The following is a 20,567-nucleotide window of genomic DNA, read 5'->3' on the forward strand; positions in this document are numbered from 1 at the left end:
CGCATGCAAACCGGGTTGTGCATTCATGTACTTTCCTCTCACTAAAAAACTGCGGATGTGATTTTATACATCATCACATCCGCAGCCATTTACTTCAAGCCAGGATTAACGTCCCTTCCAGACTTCGCTACCCAGGGCACCGCTGGCATCGCCATCAAGCTCCCAGGTAAATGCGCCACGCAAGTTCTGGTCGCGTACATACTTCATCTTGATACCTATCACTGCAGGATCATCGTAACTCCACCATTCACCATTATTGGTCAACAGCATCAGTTGCTTGGTCACAGGGTGCAGGGTACGCGTACCGGTCTTGTTTTTCAAGACCTTGTAGTCTTCTATCCCTGCCTCATAGGTGGCCGGGGCTGGCCCACCTGTTGCCTGATACAGCCCGTTTCCATTTGGCCCGGCACTGACGCTCTTCCAGCCGCGTCCGTAGAACGGAATACCCAGCAAGATTTTATTGCGTGGCATGCCGGCAGTGACCAAAGCCTGGATGGCGTCATCACTATTGTACTTGGCAAGCACACCCGTGGATGGGTCTGCACTGTCATGGTACAGCGGTGAATGGAAGTTGGTGGTGTTTTCCCAACCGCCATGGAAGTCATAGGTCATGACATTCACCCAATCCATGTACTGGCTATACAGCGAAGGCTCGGTCTGGGCGATTTTTTCAGTACCCGCACCAATTGCTGCAGTCAAGGCATAACGCTTGCTGTCCAAAGCCCCTTGCGCATCAAGTTGCGCGCGGAACTCTGCCATCAACAAAGTGAAGTTATGCTTGTCATTGGCAGTATCAAAGGTATTGTATGACTGCCCGCCACCGCCTGGGTATTCCCAATCGATGTCGATACCGTCAAACACACCCTTCGCAGCACCAGGGCCACCACGGCCATCCTGCACAGGCAAATCACCTGCGATAAATTGCTTGACGCAAGACCTCGCCAATTGCTTGCGCAGGGCATCAGTTTTCGCCGCCGCTGAGAAATACCTGGACCAGGTCCAACCGCCGAGAGAGATGAAGACCTTCAGGTTCGGATGTGCCGCCTTGAGCAATTTCAGTTGCGCAAAATTACCCGTGAGCTTGGCGTCCCAGGGTATGGTTTTTCCATCGACGGTGCGTGCAGGCTGACGCTGGTAATCTGCAAAGGCATCGCCACCGGTACCGGCATCGGCTGGTGGCGGATTGTTATTGCCCGTCTCTGCCTTGGTGACCATATCGCATTCATAACCACCGTTTTTGGCATACACATTGCCGAAGGCATAGTTAATGAAGGTCAGTTGATCAGCAATGCTGGTCTGCACGCCATTCACCGGCGTCTGCGTGGTGTGGATATCGGCCACTTCATAGGCACGGCCATACACGCCCCATTGCGCGAAATACGAACCGACCTCACGACCACCGACAGGAGTCGGCGTTGGGGTAGGAGTCGGCGTCGGAGTTGGTGTCGGAGTTGGTGTCGGAGTTGGTGTCGGCGTTGGAGTTGGAGTTGGTGTGGGCGTTGTGCAGGCGCTGGACGTTACCGCAGTCCATGCAGAACTCCAGGCCCAACCTACACCAGGTTCATAGGCAGATGCGCCTGTCGAGCACCAGCCCGCCACATCACAACGATAAACCCCACCCGCATTGCTGACGACGCTGCCTGCCAGATAGCTGGTGCCCGCAACATAGGGGGCGCAAGCTGGTGTAGGCGTGGGCGTAGGTGTGGGAGTTGGCGTGGGTGTTGGGGTAGGAGTCGGCGTTGGTGTGGGGGTTGGCGTCGGAGTTGGGGTAGGTGTGGGGGTGACCGCGCTCACTTCCCAGGGGCCCCACTGTTCTGTACCTGGGACATTCCCTTGCGTCCACCACTTGGCCTTATACGTTACGCCTTGGTAAGTGACACAATTACCTTGTGTATAAACTTGCGTGCTACTCCATACAGCGCAACTGCTATCGCCCATCTGTGCTGGCGGCATCGCCATATGTGCGCCAGTCTTGGGTGTGTCTGTCAAACTGCTGGTACTACTTCCACCGCCGCAAGCCGCCAGCATACTGCCGACCAGGCCTAGCATTAGGTGGTTAACGCGATTTCCAGTTCTTTGTCTCATCCTATTCCCCCTGAGGTATAAATAAACGAATGCCCCAATTGTTCGGGGTCATTTTCGTGATTTAGGCTTCATTCCAAGCAGAAACCTGCGACAAAGATGTTGCTTAAATATCAGGCGGTCAAGTGGTTTTTTTGGAAAGAAAATATTGTTACAAAAGAAGAGTCCAATTGAGAGAGCTGAGATTTGGAAAGGAAAAACTGAGGGGCGTGACGATCAAATCAGCCTCACAAATTAAATACCATAACAATACCAATTCTTACAATTACCCAAAGTGGTATTACGCCTGCACACAGAGTATTTATTTAAAAATTTGCCTTGATGAACAGCCGTTTTCCCGTTGGGCAAGAAGACAGCAGGCATATTTTCAGCGATTATGGCGCGGATTTGAAATGATGGATGCATACCCTAATTAATTAGCAAGACGATCATTTAAACCTAAGCCCGCGTTAAGATACAATTCCTGGAAAACATTAATAGATAACTCAGAATGATTTCGCTCCCAGCTCTGCATTGGCTTTTCCATACATACGCTTTCTGGATGGATGCCAATTGATCACTTGGACATCACGCAGCGTAACGTCTATGGATACCAGCGTTGTCGCATGCCATCGCTACTATGGCGAACAAGAAAGCCAGGACGACAAAGTCGCCTATGCAAACTGGCTCAGTCAGGCAATTCTTGATGGTCGTTACATCGGACTGTTGGCCGAAAACAATGGCGAAATCATCGCTGGCGCTGGCATGGCAATGCTGGATTGGGGGCCAACACGCGGCGACCCAAATCCATATCGCGGCAGAATCGTCAACGTCTTTACGTTGCCAGCCATGCGTCGCCAGGGCATTGCCAGATCACTCGTTGAGAACTTGTTGGAATTGGGGGAGCAGCGTGGCATCCAGACATTCAGCCTGGCTACCTCCGAAGATGGTGCGCAGATGTATCTCCAACTTGGTTTTTTGCCCTATAAAAATGAAATGCTGCGCAAGTTGCACTGCATGGGCAGCAAGCCCACCCGTGCAGTGATGACACGCTATGGGTTCACGCTGCACGGCGAAGCCACCAGCAAATAAGCAGCGACAAGATAACAAATTCAAAACAGAGTACAAGCACATGCAGATATCCAAACGTGATACCCAGGGATTTGTGGCTGGTTCACTCATAGGCACCTTGGGCGGGCTGATCGGTCTGGGAGGTGCGGAATTCCGCCTGCCGGTACTGGTCGGGCTATTCCGCCTCCCCACGCTGGAAGCGGTGATACTGAACAAGGCAATGAGCCTGGTCGTGGTAGCCACTGCTTTTGCTTTTCGCATCAAGTCAATTCCGATTACAGAACTCGGTCAGCACTGGGATGTCATCCTGAATTTACTGGCGGGTAGTCTGATTGGTGCATGGTGGGCTGCTGGTCATGCACTGACCATGTCTAAAGTTTGGCTGAACCGCATCATCATGGTGCTGCTGGTGGCGTTAGCAATACTCATGCTGTCAGAAGCATTCTTTGGATTTCATGATAAGACGACTGCATTGATTGCACCCGGCATGACACGCATCATTGCCGGATTAATCGCTGGGTTTGGCATAGGCATGGTAGCGGCCTTGCTGGGTGTGGCTGGTGGCGAACTCTTGATACCTACTATCGTGCTGCTGTACGGGCTGGATATCAAGCTGGCGGGCAGCTTGTCACTGGCAGTCAGTTTCCCGACCATGATAGTTGGCTTCGCCCGTTACAGTAATTCCAATGCCTTTGGTATTTTGCGCAAGGAAAGCAGCTTGTTCCGCTGGATGGTAGCTGGCTCTATCCTCGGTGCTGGCATAGGTGGTTTGTTGCTGGGCATCGTGCCTTCACATCTGTTAATTAGTGTACTGGGTGGCATACTATTGATTTCTGCGATCAAGACTTTCAAACACGCCCAATGAAGCACAGGAGCACGCAACCGTGAACCAGCGTGATTTGCTGGCAATTTGGCTTACCGTCTAACTGGCATGCACGGTCACGACGATTCTGCTGCTCATAGAAAACCAATCACCAAGACATCAACGCACATCCCCAAAATAAACCTGCTCAGCTTTCCCCACCTTATCCAAAAGCTGCACCGTAGTTGATGGCCCGAGATTGGGCTCTTTCCACTGGTGCAGTGCCCACACTACTTTCTTATCCGGTGTCACTTCCAGCAATTGTGCTGGTGCGGTGGCGGGGTCTATGTTGGCACCTGTCGGACTCCATTGGTTGACCCAGTGGTTCAGCAGGGTGTTGCCGTTGGGCAGGCGTTGGGCGATTTGGAAGCTGGTGTATTTGTAGGCGGCCAGGTCTTCCGGTATCAGGCTCCATACTATTTCTGCCTTGTTGTTGTATTCAAACACGCCGGTCTTGCCGGTGATGAGGGTGTTGCCGTTGTCCAGGCGTTTGGCTGACCAGATGCCGGGGAAAGGCAGGCTCCAGACTTCTTTGCCCTGGCTGTCAAATTCTACGGCGCGTTTCATGTCCATCTGCGCTACCAGGTAGGTGCCTGTGCTGGTGAGGCGTGCGTGGCGCAACTGGCCGTGGGTGTTGGCAAGGTTGCCAGCGGGGATGGCGATTTCTCGTTCTACTTTATTGATCTTGATATTGGCGACCATGATGCGTGGCCGTGGGCCACTCTGTATGAAGATGACTTTATCATTGCCGATGAATTGTGCGGTGTGGATTTCGTGTTTTTCTTCGGCGGCATATGCCCACAAAGTCTCGCGGCTTTGGTCTATGACTTTGACGCCATGCTGGTGTGCGATGACGATATTGCCGCTGGATGCCATGACGGCATCGCTGATCTCACCTTCTACTGAAGTGTCATGAAATTCCCAATCGACTTTGCCAGCGCGGACAATATACACGTCGCGGGTTCTGGCTTCACCCGCATATAAAAAATCATGCTGCGCCAGGCCTTTGCCTGGCATGGCTGGCAGTGCATCTACCGCATGACAAACACTGGCCAGCATGAGGGTGGCGAGGGACAGCAGTTTGATCAGAATTGGGGTGCGTGTCATGCGATGTCTCTCCATGTTTTTTAACCAAAAGCTACGCTTCAGTGTGCATACTTAAAAACTGCGCATGGGCACCAAGGCAGCAGCTGGCTTCACCGGAATGATCACCACACTCTCGGGCACACCCGGCATGGCTGGCACACGCGCACGCACGGTGATCTTGCCGCTGCTGGCTGTGGCACGCAGGATGGCCATTGCATTACCGTCATACAGTTTGCGGCGGTTGGAGTGATAAGGGTCGTGGTCTTGCAGATTGCCATTATCGACGGCGATGAGCTTGCCCTCGCCTTCAATCAAGAATTCGACGACGGTATTGTTGTCGGGGATGCGCACGCCCTTGTCGTCGAGCAGGGTCACGGTGACATGGGCGACATCGTCCAGGTGCTGGCTCACCATTGCATCGGCGAACAGGTGCAGGCTTGCGGCTGGCCCGGCTGTTTGCAATTCATCCGTAGCGACGGCCTGGCCATCACGTTTGGCAATGGCCTTCAAGCTACCGCTTGCAAACGGCAATTTGATGACGATGGGTGTGGCGTCGGCATGGCGCTTTTCTGTTGCCACGGGTTTGCCATTCAGGCTGAGTTCAACTTCATCTGCATTGGTATAAATTTCCAGCGTCTCGGTATGCGGTTCACGGTTGGCGGGTGACCAGTCGGCCACCAGTGGCTGCGAGAAGCGTGGTCTGGCAGTTGCTGCAGCCTGGGCAGGCTGGTCTGCCGGGGCAGCGCCGGGGCCAAATACAGGTTCCACCACGTTTTGCCCAACATTGGCAACGCGACGGGCGATCTTTACCATAGGCGCGCTTGACCACCATGACAGGCGCTCGAAGGCGCGTGGTCTTTGCAGGCCGGTGGTCAGCAGCAAGCCAGAACCTGTGCCTATGGTGGGCCAGCGACCTGCCTCACCCAGGTAATCTACGCCTGTCCATAAGAATTGCCCGGCGTATTCTGGGTGGTCGCGCACTGCTGTCCATTGATTCACTTCGTGGGTGTTTTCTGTGCCTAGGATTTTGCGGCTGGGCTTTTGTGCATGGGCGGCGAGGATTTCTTTTTCACGGTAATTCTGGCCCACCACATCCAGCAAGTCAGCATAGCCGTTGTCGTAATCCTTGGTCACATTGGGGCGGAACAGGGCTTGCGTCACCGGGCGGCTAGGGTCAACTTCATGATGTACCCTGATCAGGCGTCTGGCCCATTCAAATGCGATTTGTGGCTGTGTGGTATCGCGGATTTCATTGCCGATGGAATAGATGACGATGCTGGCATGATTGCGGTCACGCTTGACCAGGTCTGCGGTATCGCGCTCTGCCCAGTCCTTGAAATACTGGCTGTAGTCATGCGGCACTTTGGCGAGTGTCCATTGATCAAAAAATTCATCCATGACCATAAAACCCATGCGGTCGCACAGATCAAGAAATTCTGGTGCGACGGCATTGTGTGCTGTGCGGATAGCATTCACGTCCAGTTTGCGCAATTCTGTCAGGCGGCGCTTCCAGATTGCCAGCGGCACTGCGGCACCGACAGCACCACCATCTGAATGCAGGCCAACGCCGTAAATTTTTAAGGCACGACCATTCAGGAAAAAACCCTTGGCAGCATCAAATTCAAAACTGCGGATACCGAACACGACATCTTCATTATCCACGACCTTGCCATCACGCAGCAGGCTGACTGCGGCGGTGTACAAGACCGGGCTGTCAATATCCCAGCGTTGAGGTTTGCTAAGCTCTATATCAGTTTCCAGATGCAGGGTCTGGCCCGCTTTGGCTTGCACTGCGGATGTATTGACCGTCGTCAGCAACGCACCTTTGCTATCAAGCAGGCGCACCTGCAGTGCCAGTTTGCCGCCGCTGGGGCTGACTATGCTGCTGCGGACATGCACGGTGGCCTGGTCGTCCGTCACCCTGGGTGTGGTGACAAACGTGCCCCAGGGTTCAATATGGGTGTCGCCCGTGCTGACCAGGCGTACCTGGCGGTATATGCCTGCGCCCAGATACCAGCGCAGTGCAGGCTCATTGGCATTGTCACAGCGCACGGCAATGATGTTGTCGCCAGGTTTAAGGTAGCTGCTCAGTTCATGCACGAAGCTGACATAGCCATTCGGGCGCTTGCCCAGATGCTGACCATTGATCCAGACATCGCTATTCGCCATGACGCCGTCAAAGACGATGAAGTGACGCCGCCCCGGCTTCAATGTATCGATATGCAGGGTCTGGCGGTACCAGCCCACGCCGCCAGGGAAAAATCCGCCAGCTGGGCCAGAGGGATTATCTTGAGCCACTGGCCCTTCTATACTGTAGTCATGCGGCACGGTGATACGACGCCATTGGCTGTCATCAAAGCCCGGCTGCTCTGCACCACTGGCATCGCCCTTCGTGAAGCGCCAGCCTTCTGACAGCAATTGCACAGTGCGCGCTGTATTTGTGCTGGTAGCAGCAAATGCCTGGCCAGTGTTCAGAACACTTGACATGCATAGTGCGAATAGAAGAACAATACGAATCAGGACCATCAGACTATCACCTTAAAGTTCAGGGTAAATCAGACTGCCAATGGTAAGTCAGGCGCATGGGGTGGACGCCAGCGCACTTTGAAAAATCATCTTCTTGAGCAGGATTTTTTAGCAAAGCCTGCATAATTCCTGAACTCACTCCCAGAGCCGGAACTATCTTCAGGCAACACTATTCATGGACCGCAGAAGCTTTCTTAAACTCTCTTCCTTCAGCGCCGGTGCATGGGTGTTGTCAGAAACACTGCCTGCTGCCCTGGCACAGGCGAATACAGGCTTTCGCCCCTCGCCACTGATACGAATTGCTGCCGATGGACAGATCACACTGTTCGTACAAAAGCAGGAAATGGGGCAAGGCGTGCGCACTGCCCTGCCCTTGCTGCTGGCAGAAGAACTCGATGCCGATTTCGACAAAGTAGAAATAGCAGCACTGCCCTATGATGCCACCAACGCGGGGCAATACAATACCTGGGCCAGTGCCAGTGTCAAAGGTGGCTGGGGCAGCTTGCGCAAAGCGGGGGCCGCAGCGCGTGCCATGCTGGTCAGTGCCGCAGCCAGTCACTGGAATATTCCTGTCGAAAGAGTCGCCACCAGCAATAGCACACTCGTCAACCTGGATAACAACGCTGTCTTGCCCTATGCCGCATTATTAGAAGCTGCCAGCAAACTGCCGGTGCCAGCCAACCCGGCATATAAACCACGTAGTGACTATATGCTCATAGGCAAACACGTCAAACCCATCAAGCGCTATCACGCTGAAGAAAAGGTGAATGGACAAGAACATTTTGGCATCGACATCAGCCTGCCTGGCATGCTGTTCGCCACTATCGCTCGCTCACCCACATTTTTTGGCACAGTACGCAGCTATGATGACAGCGCAGTCAGGGCACTGGGTGCTGGCATTATCGCAGTGCTGGAAGTCAAACAAATGCCGGGCTGCGATAACCGCAATGGCGTAGCGATAGTCGCCAGCAATACCTGGCTGGCATTGAAAGGCCAGGCCTTGCTGAAGGTGGATTGGGACACAGGCCCTGCCCTTGCCCACCCTGGTAGCGCAGAACTATCACTGGCGATGCGCGCCGCCATCCAGAAAGACGTAGCCGCCCTCAGTTACGATAATCAGGGCAAGAGCAAAGCCTACATTGCAGCACCCGAAGCCAGTTTCAGTGCCGAATACGAATTACCCTTCCTTAGCCAGGCACCGATGGAGCCGCCCAATTGCATCGCCCGCTATCAGGACGGCAAGTATGAAATCTGGGGCGGTTTTCAGGCACCAGGCTTTTTTGCCAGCACCCTGGCAAAAGCATTTGAAGTCGATAAATCAGCCATCTTTGCCCACCTGCTACCCATGGGTGGCGCATTTGGCCGCAAGGAAAAAATCGATAATGCGGCAGAAGCCATGCAATTAGCCAAAACCATAGGCAAACCCGTCAAGCTGGTATTTTCGCGGACTGACGACACGCGCAACAGTTTTTACCGGCCAGCCACCTTGCACCGGCTATCAGCCAGGGCCGATCAATCTGGCATACAGGCGTGGCGTCATCAAGTGGCAGTGAGCACTTTTCCGGCCAGGAACATCGCTTCGGCCCAGCATATCTATGGCGGCCCATCGAATGATTTGATTTATCCGGTGGCAGATTACCAAAGTGGATTTTATCCGGTAGAGTCGCCCATCCCGGTTGGTTCGTGGCGATCTATCTCGTATAGCCAGAATGTGTTTGCGGTGGAATCTTTCATCGATGAGCTGGCTGCGCTCAACAAGGCCGATCCACTGGAATACCGGCTCATGCTGTTGCGCCAGTATGGCAACGACAGCGCAATAGCCACACACCGCAGACGCATGGAAACCGTGTTGCTGCGTTGTGCCGATGCGGCAGGCTGGCGCAAACCCGCTGCGCGAGGGCGCTACCGTGGCATTGCCTGCTGCGTCTATACCCATACGCATGCTTACACTGCACATGCATTTGAAATCAGCATCGCAGTAGAAAAATCAGTACAAAAATCAGCAAACAACTCAAGCAAAAGCGCGGCAAAAAATGCAGCCAAAATCGTGGTAAAAATACACAAGATCGTCTGCGTCACTGACTGCGGCCTGGTAGTTGATCCTTCCGGCTTCAGGGCTCAGATTGAAGGCAGCCTGGTGTGGGGATTATCGGCAGTGATGAAGGGTGAAATCACCGTCAAGGATGGCGCGGTGGAACAAGAAAACTTTTCTGACTACCAGGTACTGCGCCTGCATGAATTGCCTCCAGCAGAAATCATCGTCATCGACAGCGAAGAATCCCCCGCCGGGGCAGGCGAACCAGCAGTACCATCGATCGCTCCGGCCTTATGCAACGCCATCGCCGCAGCGATGAAAGGGAAACACGTGCGCGTATTACCCTTGTCCAAAGCGGGCTTTAGTTTTACCTGATGACGGCGCGGTAATTCAGGCCATCGTCAGGCTATTGCTAACGCACAGCATACCCGACCACATTGCCAGCACCAGCAAAACCTCGGGCACATGCTGTCGCAAAGATTTTCTTTGTACAAAAACGATGAGCATGGCAAGCATGGGCAAAAGCAGGCAAGCTTCAATGATCAGATTGCGCCAGAACGCATAAGTGTTAAGCCCGGTGTGTGAGGCCCCTGGTAATACAGCCAGGTGCAAGAAAAACTCAGTCGTCAAGAAAGGCCACAACAAAGGCAAAGCCCGCCCCACCAGCATATCAAGCAAGAGATGCGAGCATGCAGCCAGCAGCAAAATCCAAAAACCCGGAATAGCATAGGATTGCCACCCCATGCGACGTACAAGGTAGTAAGCGACGCTGCTTGTCATCAGACAAAATAACAGCGAATGCGTGAAACGCTGTTCATAGCGCAAATGAAAAAACCAGATACCAAAATAATCAAAGTCAGGTGCAATCGCCAGCAAGACCGGCAATGCCATGCTGACATGCAGTCGTGGCAACTGACCCTTGCGACAACAATACAGCGTCAGGCCAACGGCGACATGGGCCAGCAAAGAAGACATCGGTAAACGTGGCCAAATGGCAGCTAGTGAAGATGCACCAGCTTAGCCTGGCAATGTGAAATGAGTGTGCGCTGGGTGTGAAGTGTAAGAACCTGGAGGATTGCTCACACTTCAAATTTTCAAAAAAATGTCAATTCAAGAATAGGCATGACAAAAATAGGCATGAGGTAGATCAGAATCAATCAGCATCACGCGGCCCCGGCATATCGCGGCCATTTTGATGCAAGACCAGGCCGCTGATCTTGCCATCTGCGTTACGCTGGAAACTCAGTTGGGCATCGACGATTTTTAAAAAGAATTTGTCTTTTGCCTCGGCAAAAACAGGATTGCCGCCCTGGCCTGTGGCCTGCGCGTACAGTTGTCCGGCCTTTTCGCTGATGATGAGTTTGAAGCCGGGTGCCAGGGTGTAGCTGCCTGCATATTGCTTGAGCTGTTCAGCCGGGATTTGTATTTCTGTGCGCTTGGCGGCTTCGGGGGTAGCGTCGCCTACGCGGGCTGCGGGTGAGGCGTGGCCGTTTTGGTTCAGGGTCAGTGACTGTACCTTGCCATTGGCGTCGCGTTCAAACTGCAGGCTGGCTTCGACTACTTTGTAAAAGAATTCATCTTTCTTGCGCGGGAATACTGCTGCCTGTGGCTGACCTGTCAATTGCGCCAGCAAACCATCTGGCCCGGCGCTGATGTTGAGGATGGCACCTGGTGCGAGTTGATAACGGCCTGCGTATTCTGCCAATTCCTTGCTCGTCAGGCGGATGTCTTTGGCTTTGCTGACTTCGCTCTCCGGTGCTGCTGGCAACAAGGCTGTCATACCTATGTCGTCAACGCTGACACTGGCATTTGCCAGTACCACGACACCGCGCTGGCCATCAGCAGTGAAGCCGACGAAGGACGCATAGCCACCTGTCATGCCGTTATGCCAGACCACGGTTTGACCGCGCACGCTTTGCACATGCCAGGCCAGGCCTATCTGCAAACCCGGCATGCCCGTCGGGCGTTGTGGCTGCTGTACCAGTTGCAAACCTGCGGGTACTTTGACGTCCTTGCTGTGCATGTGTGCCTGCAAATAACGCAACATGTCTTGCGCACTGGAGCGCAGCGCACCTGCACCGGCCAGGGTGGGCATATCCCAGTTGGCGGCAGGCTTGCCCTGCCCGTCATGACCTGTCGCCAGATTGCCTTGCATGGTGGTAGTCAGGGCGATACCGGTGTCTGCCATGCCTAAAGGCTTGGCTATGCGTTCTTGCACCAGTTCTGCATAGGACTTGCCTGCACGTGTAGACAGAGCCTGGCCGAGCAAGCCAAAGCCCAGGTTGGAATATTCATACTTCGCGCCAGGTGCGCGCGTCAGTTGATAGCCACGCAAGAAGTCGCGCAGATTATTTTCTGTGTAATCGGCATAGGGATTATCAGGCTGTTTGGGCATGAGATTGGCAGGCAAACGCGGCAAGGCTGAGGTCTGGCTGGCCAGATCCAATAAGGTGATGGCGCGCCCCTGATATTGCGGGATAGTGTATGTCGGCAGCAAAGTTGCCACGGCATCGTCAAGTTTGACCTGGCCCTGCACCTGCATATCTGCCAGCAATAATGCGGTAAAGGTTTTGCTGACAGAGCCAATTTCAAAGACAGTGCTGGCATCTGGCAGATGTGCTGGCGATTTGCCATTCGACACCAAGCCAAAGCCCTGCACCTTTTGCTCTTGCCCGTTGATGGTCGCTACTACCAGCCCAGGAATGCCACCACTGCTGACGCGGGCGCTGGCAATTTTTTGTACGGATGTCGCGGTGTCATCTGCTGCAGCTACCGGCCCCAGAATAATGAAGCCGCATACTGCAAGCAGGGCTGAAGATATTTTCATGTGTAATCCCGAAAGGCTAAATGAATGACCAGCGGTATATTACATGAATCATCAAATTATCTAAAGAGCATGTTATTCCAGTACTAGACGCAGGGTCCAGAACTCATTTCATCCGTGTTTATGAAATGAGTTCTACATATAAACTTTACATATAAATCGCCTGCCAGCCAGTCGCTGGCATGATCAGGTTGCCCTTTTCTTTGGCGGCGTCCTTGGCTGCAAATCTGGCGCAATGGACTTTGTTTTTCAAAGGATCAGTAGCATCGCTATTTGCTGGCAGATGTTGCTCTTCACTACCTTTCACCAGCACAGTCTGGTTTTGCTCAGCATAACAAATCCCTATGCCACTCACTGAAGGCATGAACAGGCGCAAATACCAGGGCACGAGTTCTTTGATGGCCAGTTGGGCGGCTTCGATACTCTCGCTGATGTCTGCATATTTGAAGACATCTTGCGGCAGCTTGGGCAAGAGCAGGATATTGACTTCCATCGAGCCTTTTTTCTGGTTGGTCACAAACTCGGCACCATCGGCATAGGCCGCTTGATCCAGTGGGACATTGATGAAGCCGGTTGCGGATATGTCCAGTTGTTGATGGGTGTTTTTACCGTCGAGGTAAATATTCAGGCCGGGTACCGGTGCGTGGGATTTGGCCGAGGTAATGCGTATCAAGATTTGTACTTTGTCCTTGCTTGCAGCACGCACTTTGGACATCAGTTCATACGCCACTTTATAGGGCATGATGGCGGGATCTCTGATGGCTTTGACTTCTACACTTTGTAGCTCTTCGGTGCTCGTTGCCGATGAACTGGCGGAGGCGCTGGCAGATAAGCTGGCAGGTATGCTTACTGGCGAACTTGCAGGTGCGCTGGCTGGCGTATTTGCCTGGGCATGGGCCTCACCAGAAAACGCAGTCGCCGATGCCAGCAAGATTGTGAGCATGGCAAGATATCTTGAGGGAGTAAGAGTAGATGTAAGAGTAGATGTAGGAGCGGATGTAAAAGCAGACGCAACAGGCATAATGAGCATTTCCTTGAATTATTATTCTGCTGAGCAAGAGCGAATATGTTCGTGCTCATCAGTCTATGCTTGCATCCTCCACAAAGCCTTGAACTGGGCAAGGAAAGGTAGTGCAAGCAAATTAATATTTCAAAGTGTCGTCACTTTTAGTGCTTAGTGCTATATTTTTGGACAAAGTACTGCGTTTTCACCCTCCAGGCACTGCATGACAGCACTAATTTGTAAATTTATTACTCATTGCCAACTCACGCGAATTCACAGAGAACTCATAGCGAACTCACTTGACCTCGATCGCTTCGACCCTGATCAATTCACAGGCACCTGCCCCGGTGTCGTCCCGTGTCAGGGATGAACGCCAGTGCCAGCCATCTGCCGCCTTGGCCTCAACCAGCTGGCCGCGTATCTTGACGACCTGGCCAACGCGCACGTCTTTCATGATTTTTTCCAGCGCCGGGGTGGTCGGTATCAAGTGCATGTTGGCACTGTGGGTAGCGATTTCCGTGGGTGGACGCGGCGGTTCTTTTTCCCAGCGATAAAAATAGAAGCGGTTGCTCTGCCCTATCGACAATTGATCCAGCACCGCAGTATCTGACATAGCCCCCCAGCCCAGCGCCAGGTCAACGGGGGCAAGATCAGCTTCGCGGTCTGATGAATAGGTCTGCTTGGACAAGACCCGTGCCTCTACCGTAAAGTCTGCCAGTGCGGTCAGCTTGTAATTGTTTTGATCGTAAGTCTTGCCAGAACTCAGCATGGTTTGCACAGGTTCATTGGGGGCAATGCTGCCCGGCGGCACAGGCAAGGGCCGGTTGCGCCAGTGTTGAACAGCAAAGATCAGGATGATTGCTGCGAATAGCCATTTCCATGAAAACATACATGCCTTTTTCTACAAGTTGAATATTTCAAAAAATATTTAAGGCTTACATCTTATTTGAATTTGTTTCTCAGGTATATTCTTTGCATCTGAACTCACGCGGTGCCATCTTTCATGCGCCCCTATTTTTAATGCACTATGTATGATGCAAGCTATTTATTTTTGCGGCGACACCCACGGCAATTTCCAGCATGTAATTGATGCCGTGCTGGAAAAGCGCCCTGCCGCCATTGTCTTTCTGGGTGATTTGCAAGCCAGGCAGCCGCTGGAAGTGGAACTGGCGGCCATCGTGGACCTGACAGAAGTCTGGTATATCCACGGCAACCACGACACCGATACAGATGCTGACTATGACCACCTGTTTGGCTCAGCCCTGGCTGGCCGCAATCTGCATGGGCGCGTGGCAGAGATTGCCGGTTACCGCATCGCCGGCCTGGGCGGAGTGTTTCGCGGTCATATCTGGATGCCGCCGGGTGCCAAGAAATTTCAGACGCAAAGAGAATACACGCAGAAGGCAGGCAAGGAAAACCGCTGGCGCGATGGCTTGCCGCGCAAGCACTATAGCTCCATCTTCCCCACTGACTACAATTACCTCGCCAGCCAGCGCGCCGACATCCTGGTGACGCATGAAGCCCCCAGCGCTCACCCACATGGCTTTGCTGCCATCGATGAACTGGCACGCGGCATGCGCGTGAGCCGCACTTTTCATGGACATCATCACGACCGCATTGACTACAGCAAGCATCAGGAACGCCTGGGCTTCACAGCCCATGGTGTGGGCTTATGCGGAGTGACGGATATTGAGGGCAATGTCATCGTGGCGGGCAAGCATGATCATGAAGTGCCTTGGGCGACGCTGCACCGGCGCTGAATTTTACAAAGCAGCCAGCTTTTGCCTGACTGCGTACCACGACCAGTTCAAATTGACGCCCAGACTGGCCAGCACGATCAACATCAGCCCAGCCATTTGTGCCGGACTGATGCGCTGCCCATACACCAGATAATCCACACCAACTGCCGTCGCAGGATAGATAAAGGTCAACACGGCAATGGCGCTGGTTGGCATCTTGGGCAATGCACCGTAAATCAATACATAGGCCAGCGCAGTGGGCATCAGACCCAGACCAACAAGCCAGGCCCATTGCTGCATCTGTATGCCATTGGCAGGCAAGGTGACCAGACTCGCCAGCAAGACCAGACCGACCATGCAGTGGATCAATGCAATCAAATGTGCTGGCATATTGCGCATGGCGCGCGTGGTCAGGGTGACGCCCGCATAGGCGCAAGCTCCTGTCAGTGTCAGCAGCAAACCTGTCAGGTATTGCTCATTTATTTGCATGCCACCTATTTGCAAGCCGCAGGCCAGCACCAGACCAGCAAATCCCAGACATATCCAGGTCAGTTTATTGGCAGCGATTTTTTCCCGGAACAACACTGCTCCCAGCAGCAAGACAATGAAGGGCTGGACATGAAAGACGATGGTGGTAACAGAAATGCCTATGCGCTGTATCGCAGCAAAAAAAGTGACCCAGTTCACCACCATGAGCACGCCACCAAACACTGCCAACCCCAGGTTCTTGCGGGAGAAGTTGACAGCGACAAACATGCCTTTGTAAGCGCAATACAGTGCCAGCGCGATGGCTGCAAACAGACAGCGAAAGAATACGGTGGTCACTGCATCCAGGCCAGCTTCATGAATAAATATACCGAGGGTCGCCAGCATCAGCATGGCGGCGATGTAAGCCAGGGTGGCGCTACGGTGATAAGGAATGATGGCTGATGGCGCAGACATGTTTTGCTCTCTGGTTGACTATTGCGCTATCATGGATTTTGTCCATGCATCAGACAAGCTGATTAAATTGAAGTCATACTTTCGAAAATATGAACCATGAACTTCCCTGAATTAAACCTCAGCCAGTTACGCACCTTTGTGCTGGCGGCAGAACGCCTGAGCTTTGCCAGCGCGGCAGAAGCCGTGCACAGGTCTCAGGCGGCAGTCAGCATGCAGATCAGCAAGCTTGAATCCAGCCTGGGCCAGCCCCTTTTTGAACGACATACCCGGCGCATCGCCCTGACGCTGGCAGGTGAAACCTTGCTGCCCTATGCGCGCCAGTTACTGCAGACCGAACAGGCAGCACTAAACGCCTTGCGCACGCAAGAGGTGGTGGGCAAGGTGGTGCTGGGTTCACCGGATGATTATGTGTCCTCGCTACTGCCAGCCGTGCTGGAGAGGTTTTCAAAAAGATTCACTGGTGTCGAAATAGAACTGGTGTGCCTGCAGAGTGTCTTGCTGAAACCCTTGCTGAAGAAAGGCGTGATCGACCTGGCTTTTGTCACCCGCGATGAAGACCTGGACGGTGCCTTCATACGCCGTGAATCCATGGTCTGGGTGGGTGCAGAAAAACATGCCGCCTGGAAGAAAACCCCGCTGCCGATAGCCTTGTATGAAAAAGGCTGCGTCGCCCGCGCGCATACCCTGGCTGCACTGGAAAAAAGCGGCCTGTCTTATTACTCCACCTATAGCAGTCCCAGCCTGCTGGGCATACTGGCGATGGTAGAAGCAGGCCTGGCGATTGCTGCGCTGGCCGAATGCAGTGTCCCCGCACACCTGGTGAGGCTAGGTAAGGCGGAAGGCTTGAAACCCGTAGAGCCACTGGATATCGTACTCATCAAGGGGAGGAAGAATAATTCGCCTGCGGCGGAGTGTCTGGCGAATGAGATTATGCAGGCGCTAAGCGCGAGACATGGAGTGTAGTGCGTATTAGGTCATTGCCTCGACAACGGTGAGGCTATCAACAAACTGCTCAAAGCGGATGATCTTGTCGTCCTTTAATTGCCATAGATGGGCAACTCTGGCGGTGAAGGATTTCTGGCTCGCCTTGTGCGTGCCGCTGTAAGTACCATATGCCACGACCTTGTCGCCGCTGGCGACGTAATCTTCTACGGTGAATTTGTAGTCTATCCATTCTGTGGCGAGGCGGTAGAAGACATTTTTTTCTATGTCGGCAAAGCCTGTGTAAGTGCCCGCATAGGGGAAGCCTTGTGCTTCTGTCCAACGGGCGTCTGTAGCCAGATAGCGCTGGAGGTTCTTGCCGTTTTCTTCCGAGGTCTTGCCTTCATAAGTGCTTTTGATGATGTCCAGGTTGGTCATTTTCTTATCGCTTTACATGTTAGCAGCATGGCAAACCATAGTTCGCCATGCTTAGAGGCTGTCTAGTGAATTAATTTACGCAAACTCACCACTTCATCTCGCCCTTATTTACCTTGGCACCGATATCCAGAGACAAGCCAGGTGGCGCATCAGGATAGGCTTTTTTCATGGCCTCAATCAGCTCGGCACCGGTCTTGGTAGACGCTGCATTTTTCTCAAATGACAGCAGATATGCCTTGGTATAAGTAATGGCGCTGATATCAATCGCAGTGCCAGACTTCATATGACCAGGCACGACGATTTTAGGTTGCAGGGCAGCCATTTCATCGAGTTGCGCTACCCAGGCGCTGCGTTCTGCTGCGGTTTGGGTGTCTGCTGTCCACACATGCAAGTTACCAAATACGCCTATGTTGCCGACGATGGCCTTGATAGATGGAATCCAGAAGTAAGGGCGGTGTGCCAGCAAACCCTGGTTGCCGCGCAATTCGACCACTTGGCCATCGACGGTCAGGCTATTGCCGCTCAAGGCTTTTGGCAAGACTGGTGTGCGTGGTGCATTCGCACCCATTTTTGGGCCCCAGAAAGCGACTTTTCCTGCAACTTTGGCTGTCAGTTTTTCCAGCACGGCTGGTGTAGCGACTACATCGGCCTGCGGGAAGATTTCTTTCAGGGCTTCTACACCAAAATAATAATCAGGATCAGCCTGGCTGACCAGGATGGTTTTGAGTTGCTTGCCACTGTCGAGCACATTGGCGGCAATGCGCAAGGCATCAGCACGGGTGAAACCGGCATCGATGACCATGGCTTCTTTTTCGCCATAGACCAGGGTGGAATTGACATTGAAGCTATTGCCGTCAGCGTTATAGACTTTGACTTGCAATGGCGTAGCTGCCTCGGCAGAGGCGAAAGTGACAGCGAGGGTAGTGGCTAAGATGGTCGTGCGCAGCATGGTGGGCTCCAGGTGGGTATTGGCTAAGTGTCAGCTAAGTATCAGTTAAGTATGAGTTAAGTATCAGTTGATGAACCTTTATCGATTCAGTGCTTGTAGTGTAATTTCATTTTTTAGCCAGATAAACACGTTAAAATGCACATAACTGTTTCATAAATTGAGCAAATAGAGATCGGATTGTGGAAAAATCATGGATAGGCTGACAGCGATGCGGGTGTTTTGCGAAGTGGCGACCAGTGGCAGCTTTAGTGCCACGGCAGACAAGCTGGACATGTCACGCGCCATGGTGACGCGTTATGTGAGTGAACTGGAAAGCTGGCTCAATGCCCGCCTGCTGCAAAGAACCACGCGTAGCGTGACGCTGACAGATGCAGGTGAACAATGCCTGCGCCGCAGCCAGCAAATGCTGGCGCTGATGGACAACATAGAAGAAGAAACCCGCAGCGATGATGCAGAATTGCGCGGGCAATTGCGCCTGACTTGCAGTACTTCATTTGCCTTTGGTCACCTGGCCCGTGTCATCAGCAAGTTCCTGGCGCTGCATCCCTTGCTGAAGATCGATTTGCATGTCGGTGACGGCACGGTCAACCTGGTAGAGGCGCGCATAGACCTGGCGATACGCATCAGCAGCGAGCCTGATCCGCTCTTGATAGCGCGGCCACTGGCTATCTGTGATTCTGTACTGGTGGCGGCACCTGCGTATGTGCGGCAAGCGGGTTTGCCTGCGCATCCACAAGACCTGCCTGCGCATCGCTGTTTAAGCCATGCCAATTATGGCCGTAATACCTGGCGCTTTGTGCGTGGGAATGAGCGTGGGAATGCGCGTCAGGATGAGAGCGTACAAATCGATATCGCCAGCCATTTCAGTGCCAATGATGCAACCGTATTATTGCAGGCGGTGTTGGCTGGCTCAGGCATCACCCTGCTGCCGACTTATCTGATGGCTGACCACCTGGACAAAGGTGATTTGCAAATCATCTTGCCGGAATGGACTGCACCGCCTATGACTATCTACGCCCTCTTCCCTTCACGTCGCCACTTGTCGCCTGCGGTGCGTGCCTTGCTGGATTTTTTGGTAGTAGAATTTGCCAGCCAACCTTGGTAAGTGACTGGGCAGCAAAAAATGTGGACGGTGATGCTCTGTGAAACCAGCATCATACCTCGCACACTCTCAGCCATTCGGTAAAGAACAAGCGCGCCTGATGTGCCAGATCCAGCGCATGGGCAGCGGCCTGCTGGCGCATCTGCGTTACCGATAATTTCTCATGTGCCATTTCATAGGCATGACCAACATACCAGGCTTCCAGCCCTGCTGCCGTGACTTCAGGGTGGCATTGAAATGCCAGCCCATGCTTGCCCCAGCTATATGCCTGGTTCTGGCAAGCCTCGCTTGATGCCAGCAATTGCGCGCCCTGCGGCAAATCAAAGGTATCGCCATGCCAGTGGAACATATTGCAATGCCGCGCATCAAAATGCCGCACTGGCGTGTCCTTGCCTTCGTTCGTCATCGTGAGAGGAAACCAGCCTATCTCTTTAGTAGCCGCAGGATAGACACTGGCCCCAAGCGCCCGCGCCATCACTTGCGCGCCCAGGCAAATGCCCAGCGTGGGTAAATCTGCCTGCAGGCGCTGCTGCAGAAAGTGAAGCTCTTGTCGCAAGAAGGGGTAATTATCATCTTCATAGGCCCCGATGGGGCCACCCAGCACGATGCAGACATCGGCTGCCAGCGGGTCGAGCGCGGCCCAGCCCTGGGTACATGCATTGACTTCCTGAATGGCAAAATCCTGCTCTTTCAGCAAAGCGAGAAAACTGCCTGCATCTTCAAAAGCTACATGGTGGATGATCAGGGCGGTTTTCATGTTGCTTCCTCAATATGGCCATGCTTGGATTGTACCAACTGTATTGCAACTTGCACTTTGGATATCTGCCCGTACAAGTTGGCGCGAGTACAATAAACAATATAGTCTTGAATTTGGAAAATTCAAAACGCACTGTGCCATATTGATGAATCTGGGTGAGAGAAAATTCGTAGGTTGGGCTACGGGGTATCAGCCCAACACTGGGCGTATAAATAACGTACGCCTCAATTTCTTAAAAAGCCCAGCTATAC

At 53.2% G+C, this 20,567-nt stretch carries 17 protein-coding genes; 6 read left to right on the forward strand and 11 right to left on the reverse strand.

Annotation, left to right across the window (positions count from 1 at the left end; genetic code table 11):
• Window positions 1-105: 105 nt before the first annotated feature.
• Complete coding sequence (locus ACO0LD_RS23040; protein ID WP_423010512.1) at window positions 106-2,085, reverse strand: glycosyl hydrolase family 18 protein; 1,980 nt, start codon at window positions 2,083-2,085, stop codon at window positions 106-108.
• A 582-nt stretch (window positions 2,086-2,667) separates the two neighbouring features.
• Here ACO0LD_RS23040 and ACO0LD_RS23045 point away from each other — a divergent pair.
• Both ACO0LD_RS23045 and ACO0LD_RS23050 read left to right on the forward strand, forming a co-directional pair.
• A complete protein-coding gene (locus tag ACO0LD_RS23045; RefSeq protein WP_423010513.1) occupies window positions 2,668-3,153 on the forward strand; it encodes a GNAT family N-acetyltransferase in 486 nt (161 codons plus the stop codon).
• A 40-nt stretch (window positions 3,154-3,193) separates the two neighbouring features.
• Window positions 3,194-3,997 (forward strand): sulfite exporter TauE/SafE family protein, encoded by an 804-nt coding sequence (locus tag ACO0LD_RS23050; RefSeq protein ID WP_423010514.1) that lies wholly within the window; start codon window positions 3,194-3,196, stop codon window positions 3,995-3,997.
• A 117-nt stretch (window positions 3,998-4,114) separates the two neighbouring features.
• Here ACO0LD_RS23050 and ACO0LD_RS23055 read toward each other — a convergent pair whose 3' ends face one another.
• The gene (locus ACO0LD_RS23055; RefSeq protein WP_423010515.1) at window positions 4,115-5,101 is read right to left on the reverse strand and encodes a hypothetical protein; all 987 of its coding nucleotides are present in this window, start codon (window positions 5,099-5,101) and stop codon (window positions 4,115-4,117) included.
• Between the two features lie 51 nt (window positions 5,102-5,152).
• Window positions 5,153-7,567 (reverse strand): glycoside hydrolase family 2 TIM barrel-domain containing protein, encoded by a 2,415-nt coding sequence (locus tag ACO0LD_RS23060; protein ID WP_423010516.1) that lies wholly within the window; start codon window positions 7,565-7,567, stop codon window positions 5,153-5,155.
• A gap of 214 nt (window positions 7,568-7,781) precedes the next feature.
• On the opposite strand from ACO0LD_RS23060, the gene ACO0LD_RS23065 reads away from it, so the two are divergent.
• The gene (locus ACO0LD_RS23065) at window positions 7,782-10,016 is read left to right on the forward strand and encodes a molybdopterin cofactor-binding domain-containing protein (protein ID WP_423010517.1); all 2,235 of its coding nucleotides are present in this window, start codon (window positions 7,782-7,784) and stop codon (window positions 10,014-10,016) included.
• A 15-nt stretch (window positions 10,017-10,031) separates the two neighbouring features.
• On the opposite strand, the gene ACO0LD_RS23070 is transcribed toward ACO0LD_RS23065, so the two are convergent.
• From ACO0LD_RS23070 to ACO0LD_RS23085, 4 genes are all read right to left on the reverse strand, one after another.
• Window positions 10,032-10,616 (reverse strand): metal-dependent hydrolase, encoded by a 585-nt coding sequence (locus ACO0LD_RS23070; protein ID WP_423010518.1) that lies wholly within the window; start codon window positions 10,614-10,616, stop codon window positions 10,032-10,034.
• 178 nt (window positions 10,617-10,794) lie between these two features.
• The gene (locus ACO0LD_RS23075; protein ID WP_423010519.1) at window positions 10,795-12,468 is read right to left on the reverse strand and encodes a serine hydrolase; all 1,674 of its coding nucleotides are present in this window, start codon (window positions 12,466-12,468) and stop codon (window positions 10,795-10,797) included.
• 145 nt (window positions 12,469-12,613) lie between these two features.
• Window positions 12,614-13,408, reverse strand: coding sequence for a hypothetical protein (locus tag ACO0LD_RS23080; protein WP_423010520.1), 795 nt, complete (start codon window positions 13,406-13,408; stop codon window positions 12,614-12,616).
• Window positions 13,409-13,763: 355 nt separating this feature from the next.
• Window positions 13,764-14,357 carry a hypothetical protein gene (locus ACO0LD_RS23085; protein WP_423010521.1) on the reverse strand — a complete coding sequence of 198 codons (594 nt, stop codon included), beginning with the start codon at window positions 14,355-14,357 and terminating at the stop codon, window positions 13,764-13,766.
• A 142-nt stretch (window positions 14,358-14,499) separates the two neighbouring features.
• On the opposite strand from ACO0LD_RS23085, the gene ACO0LD_RS23090 reads away from it, so the two are divergent.
• Window positions 14,500-15,228 (forward strand): metallophosphoesterase family protein, encoded by a 729-nt coding sequence (locus ACO0LD_RS23090; protein ID WP_423010522.1) that lies wholly within the window; start codon window positions 14,500-14,502, stop codon window positions 15,226-15,228.
• A 3-nt stretch (window positions 15,229-15,231) separates the two neighbouring features.
• Here ACO0LD_RS23090 and ACO0LD_RS23095 read toward each other — a convergent pair whose 3' ends face one another.
• The gene (locus ACO0LD_RS23095; protein WP_423010523.1) at window positions 15,232-16,149 is read right to left on the reverse strand and encodes a DMT family transporter; all 918 of its coding nucleotides are present in this window, start codon (window positions 16,147-16,149) and stop codon (window positions 15,232-15,234) included.
• Window positions 16,150-16,245: 96 nt separating this feature from the next.
• On the opposite strand from ACO0LD_RS23095, the gene ACO0LD_RS23100 reads away from it, so the two are divergent.
• Entirely contained in the window at window positions 16,246-17,112 is an 867-nt protein-coding gene (locus ACO0LD_RS23100) for a LysR family transcriptional regulator (RefSeq protein ID WP_423010524.1), read from the forward strand.
• Window positions 17,113-17,118: 6 nt separating this feature from the next.
• On the opposite strand, the gene ACO0LD_RS23105 is transcribed toward ACO0LD_RS23100, so the two are convergent.
• On the reverse strand, window positions 17,119-17,508 hold the full coding sequence (locus tag ACO0LD_RS23105) for a nuclear transport factor 2 family protein (protein ID WP_423010525.1): 390 nt from the start codon (window positions 17,506-17,508) through the stop codon (window positions 17,119-17,121).
• An 85-nt stretch (window positions 17,509-17,593) separates the two neighbouring features.
• Window positions 17,594-18,457: an MBL fold metallo-hydrolase gene (locus ACO0LD_RS23110; RefSeq protein ID WP_423010526.1), complete on the reverse strand. Its 864-nt coding sequence runs from the start codon at window positions 18,455-18,457 to the stop codon at window positions 17,594-17,596.
• Between the two features lie 190 nt (window positions 18,458-18,647).
• On the opposite strand from ACO0LD_RS23110, the gene ACO0LD_RS23115 reads away from it, so the two are divergent.
• The gene (locus ACO0LD_RS23115) at window positions 18,648-19,562 is read left to right on the forward strand and encodes a LysR family transcriptional regulator (RefSeq protein ID WP_423010527.1); all 915 of its coding nucleotides are present in this window, start codon (window positions 18,648-18,650) and stop codon (window positions 19,560-19,562) included.
• 49 nt (window positions 19,563-19,611) lie between these two features.
• Here ACO0LD_RS23115 and ACO0LD_RS23120 read toward each other — a convergent pair whose 3' ends face one another.
• Complete coding sequence (locus ACO0LD_RS23120; protein ID WP_423010528.1) at window positions 19,612-20,316, reverse strand: glutamine amidotransferase; 705 nt, start codon at window positions 20,314-20,316, stop codon at window positions 19,612-19,614.
• Window positions 20,317-20,567 lie beyond the last annotated feature (251 nt).

The organism is Undibacterium sp. Ji83W, assembly GCF_049340385.1.
GTDB lineage: Bacteria > Pseudomonadota > Gammaproteobacteria > Burkholderiales > Burkholderiaceae_D > Undibacterium.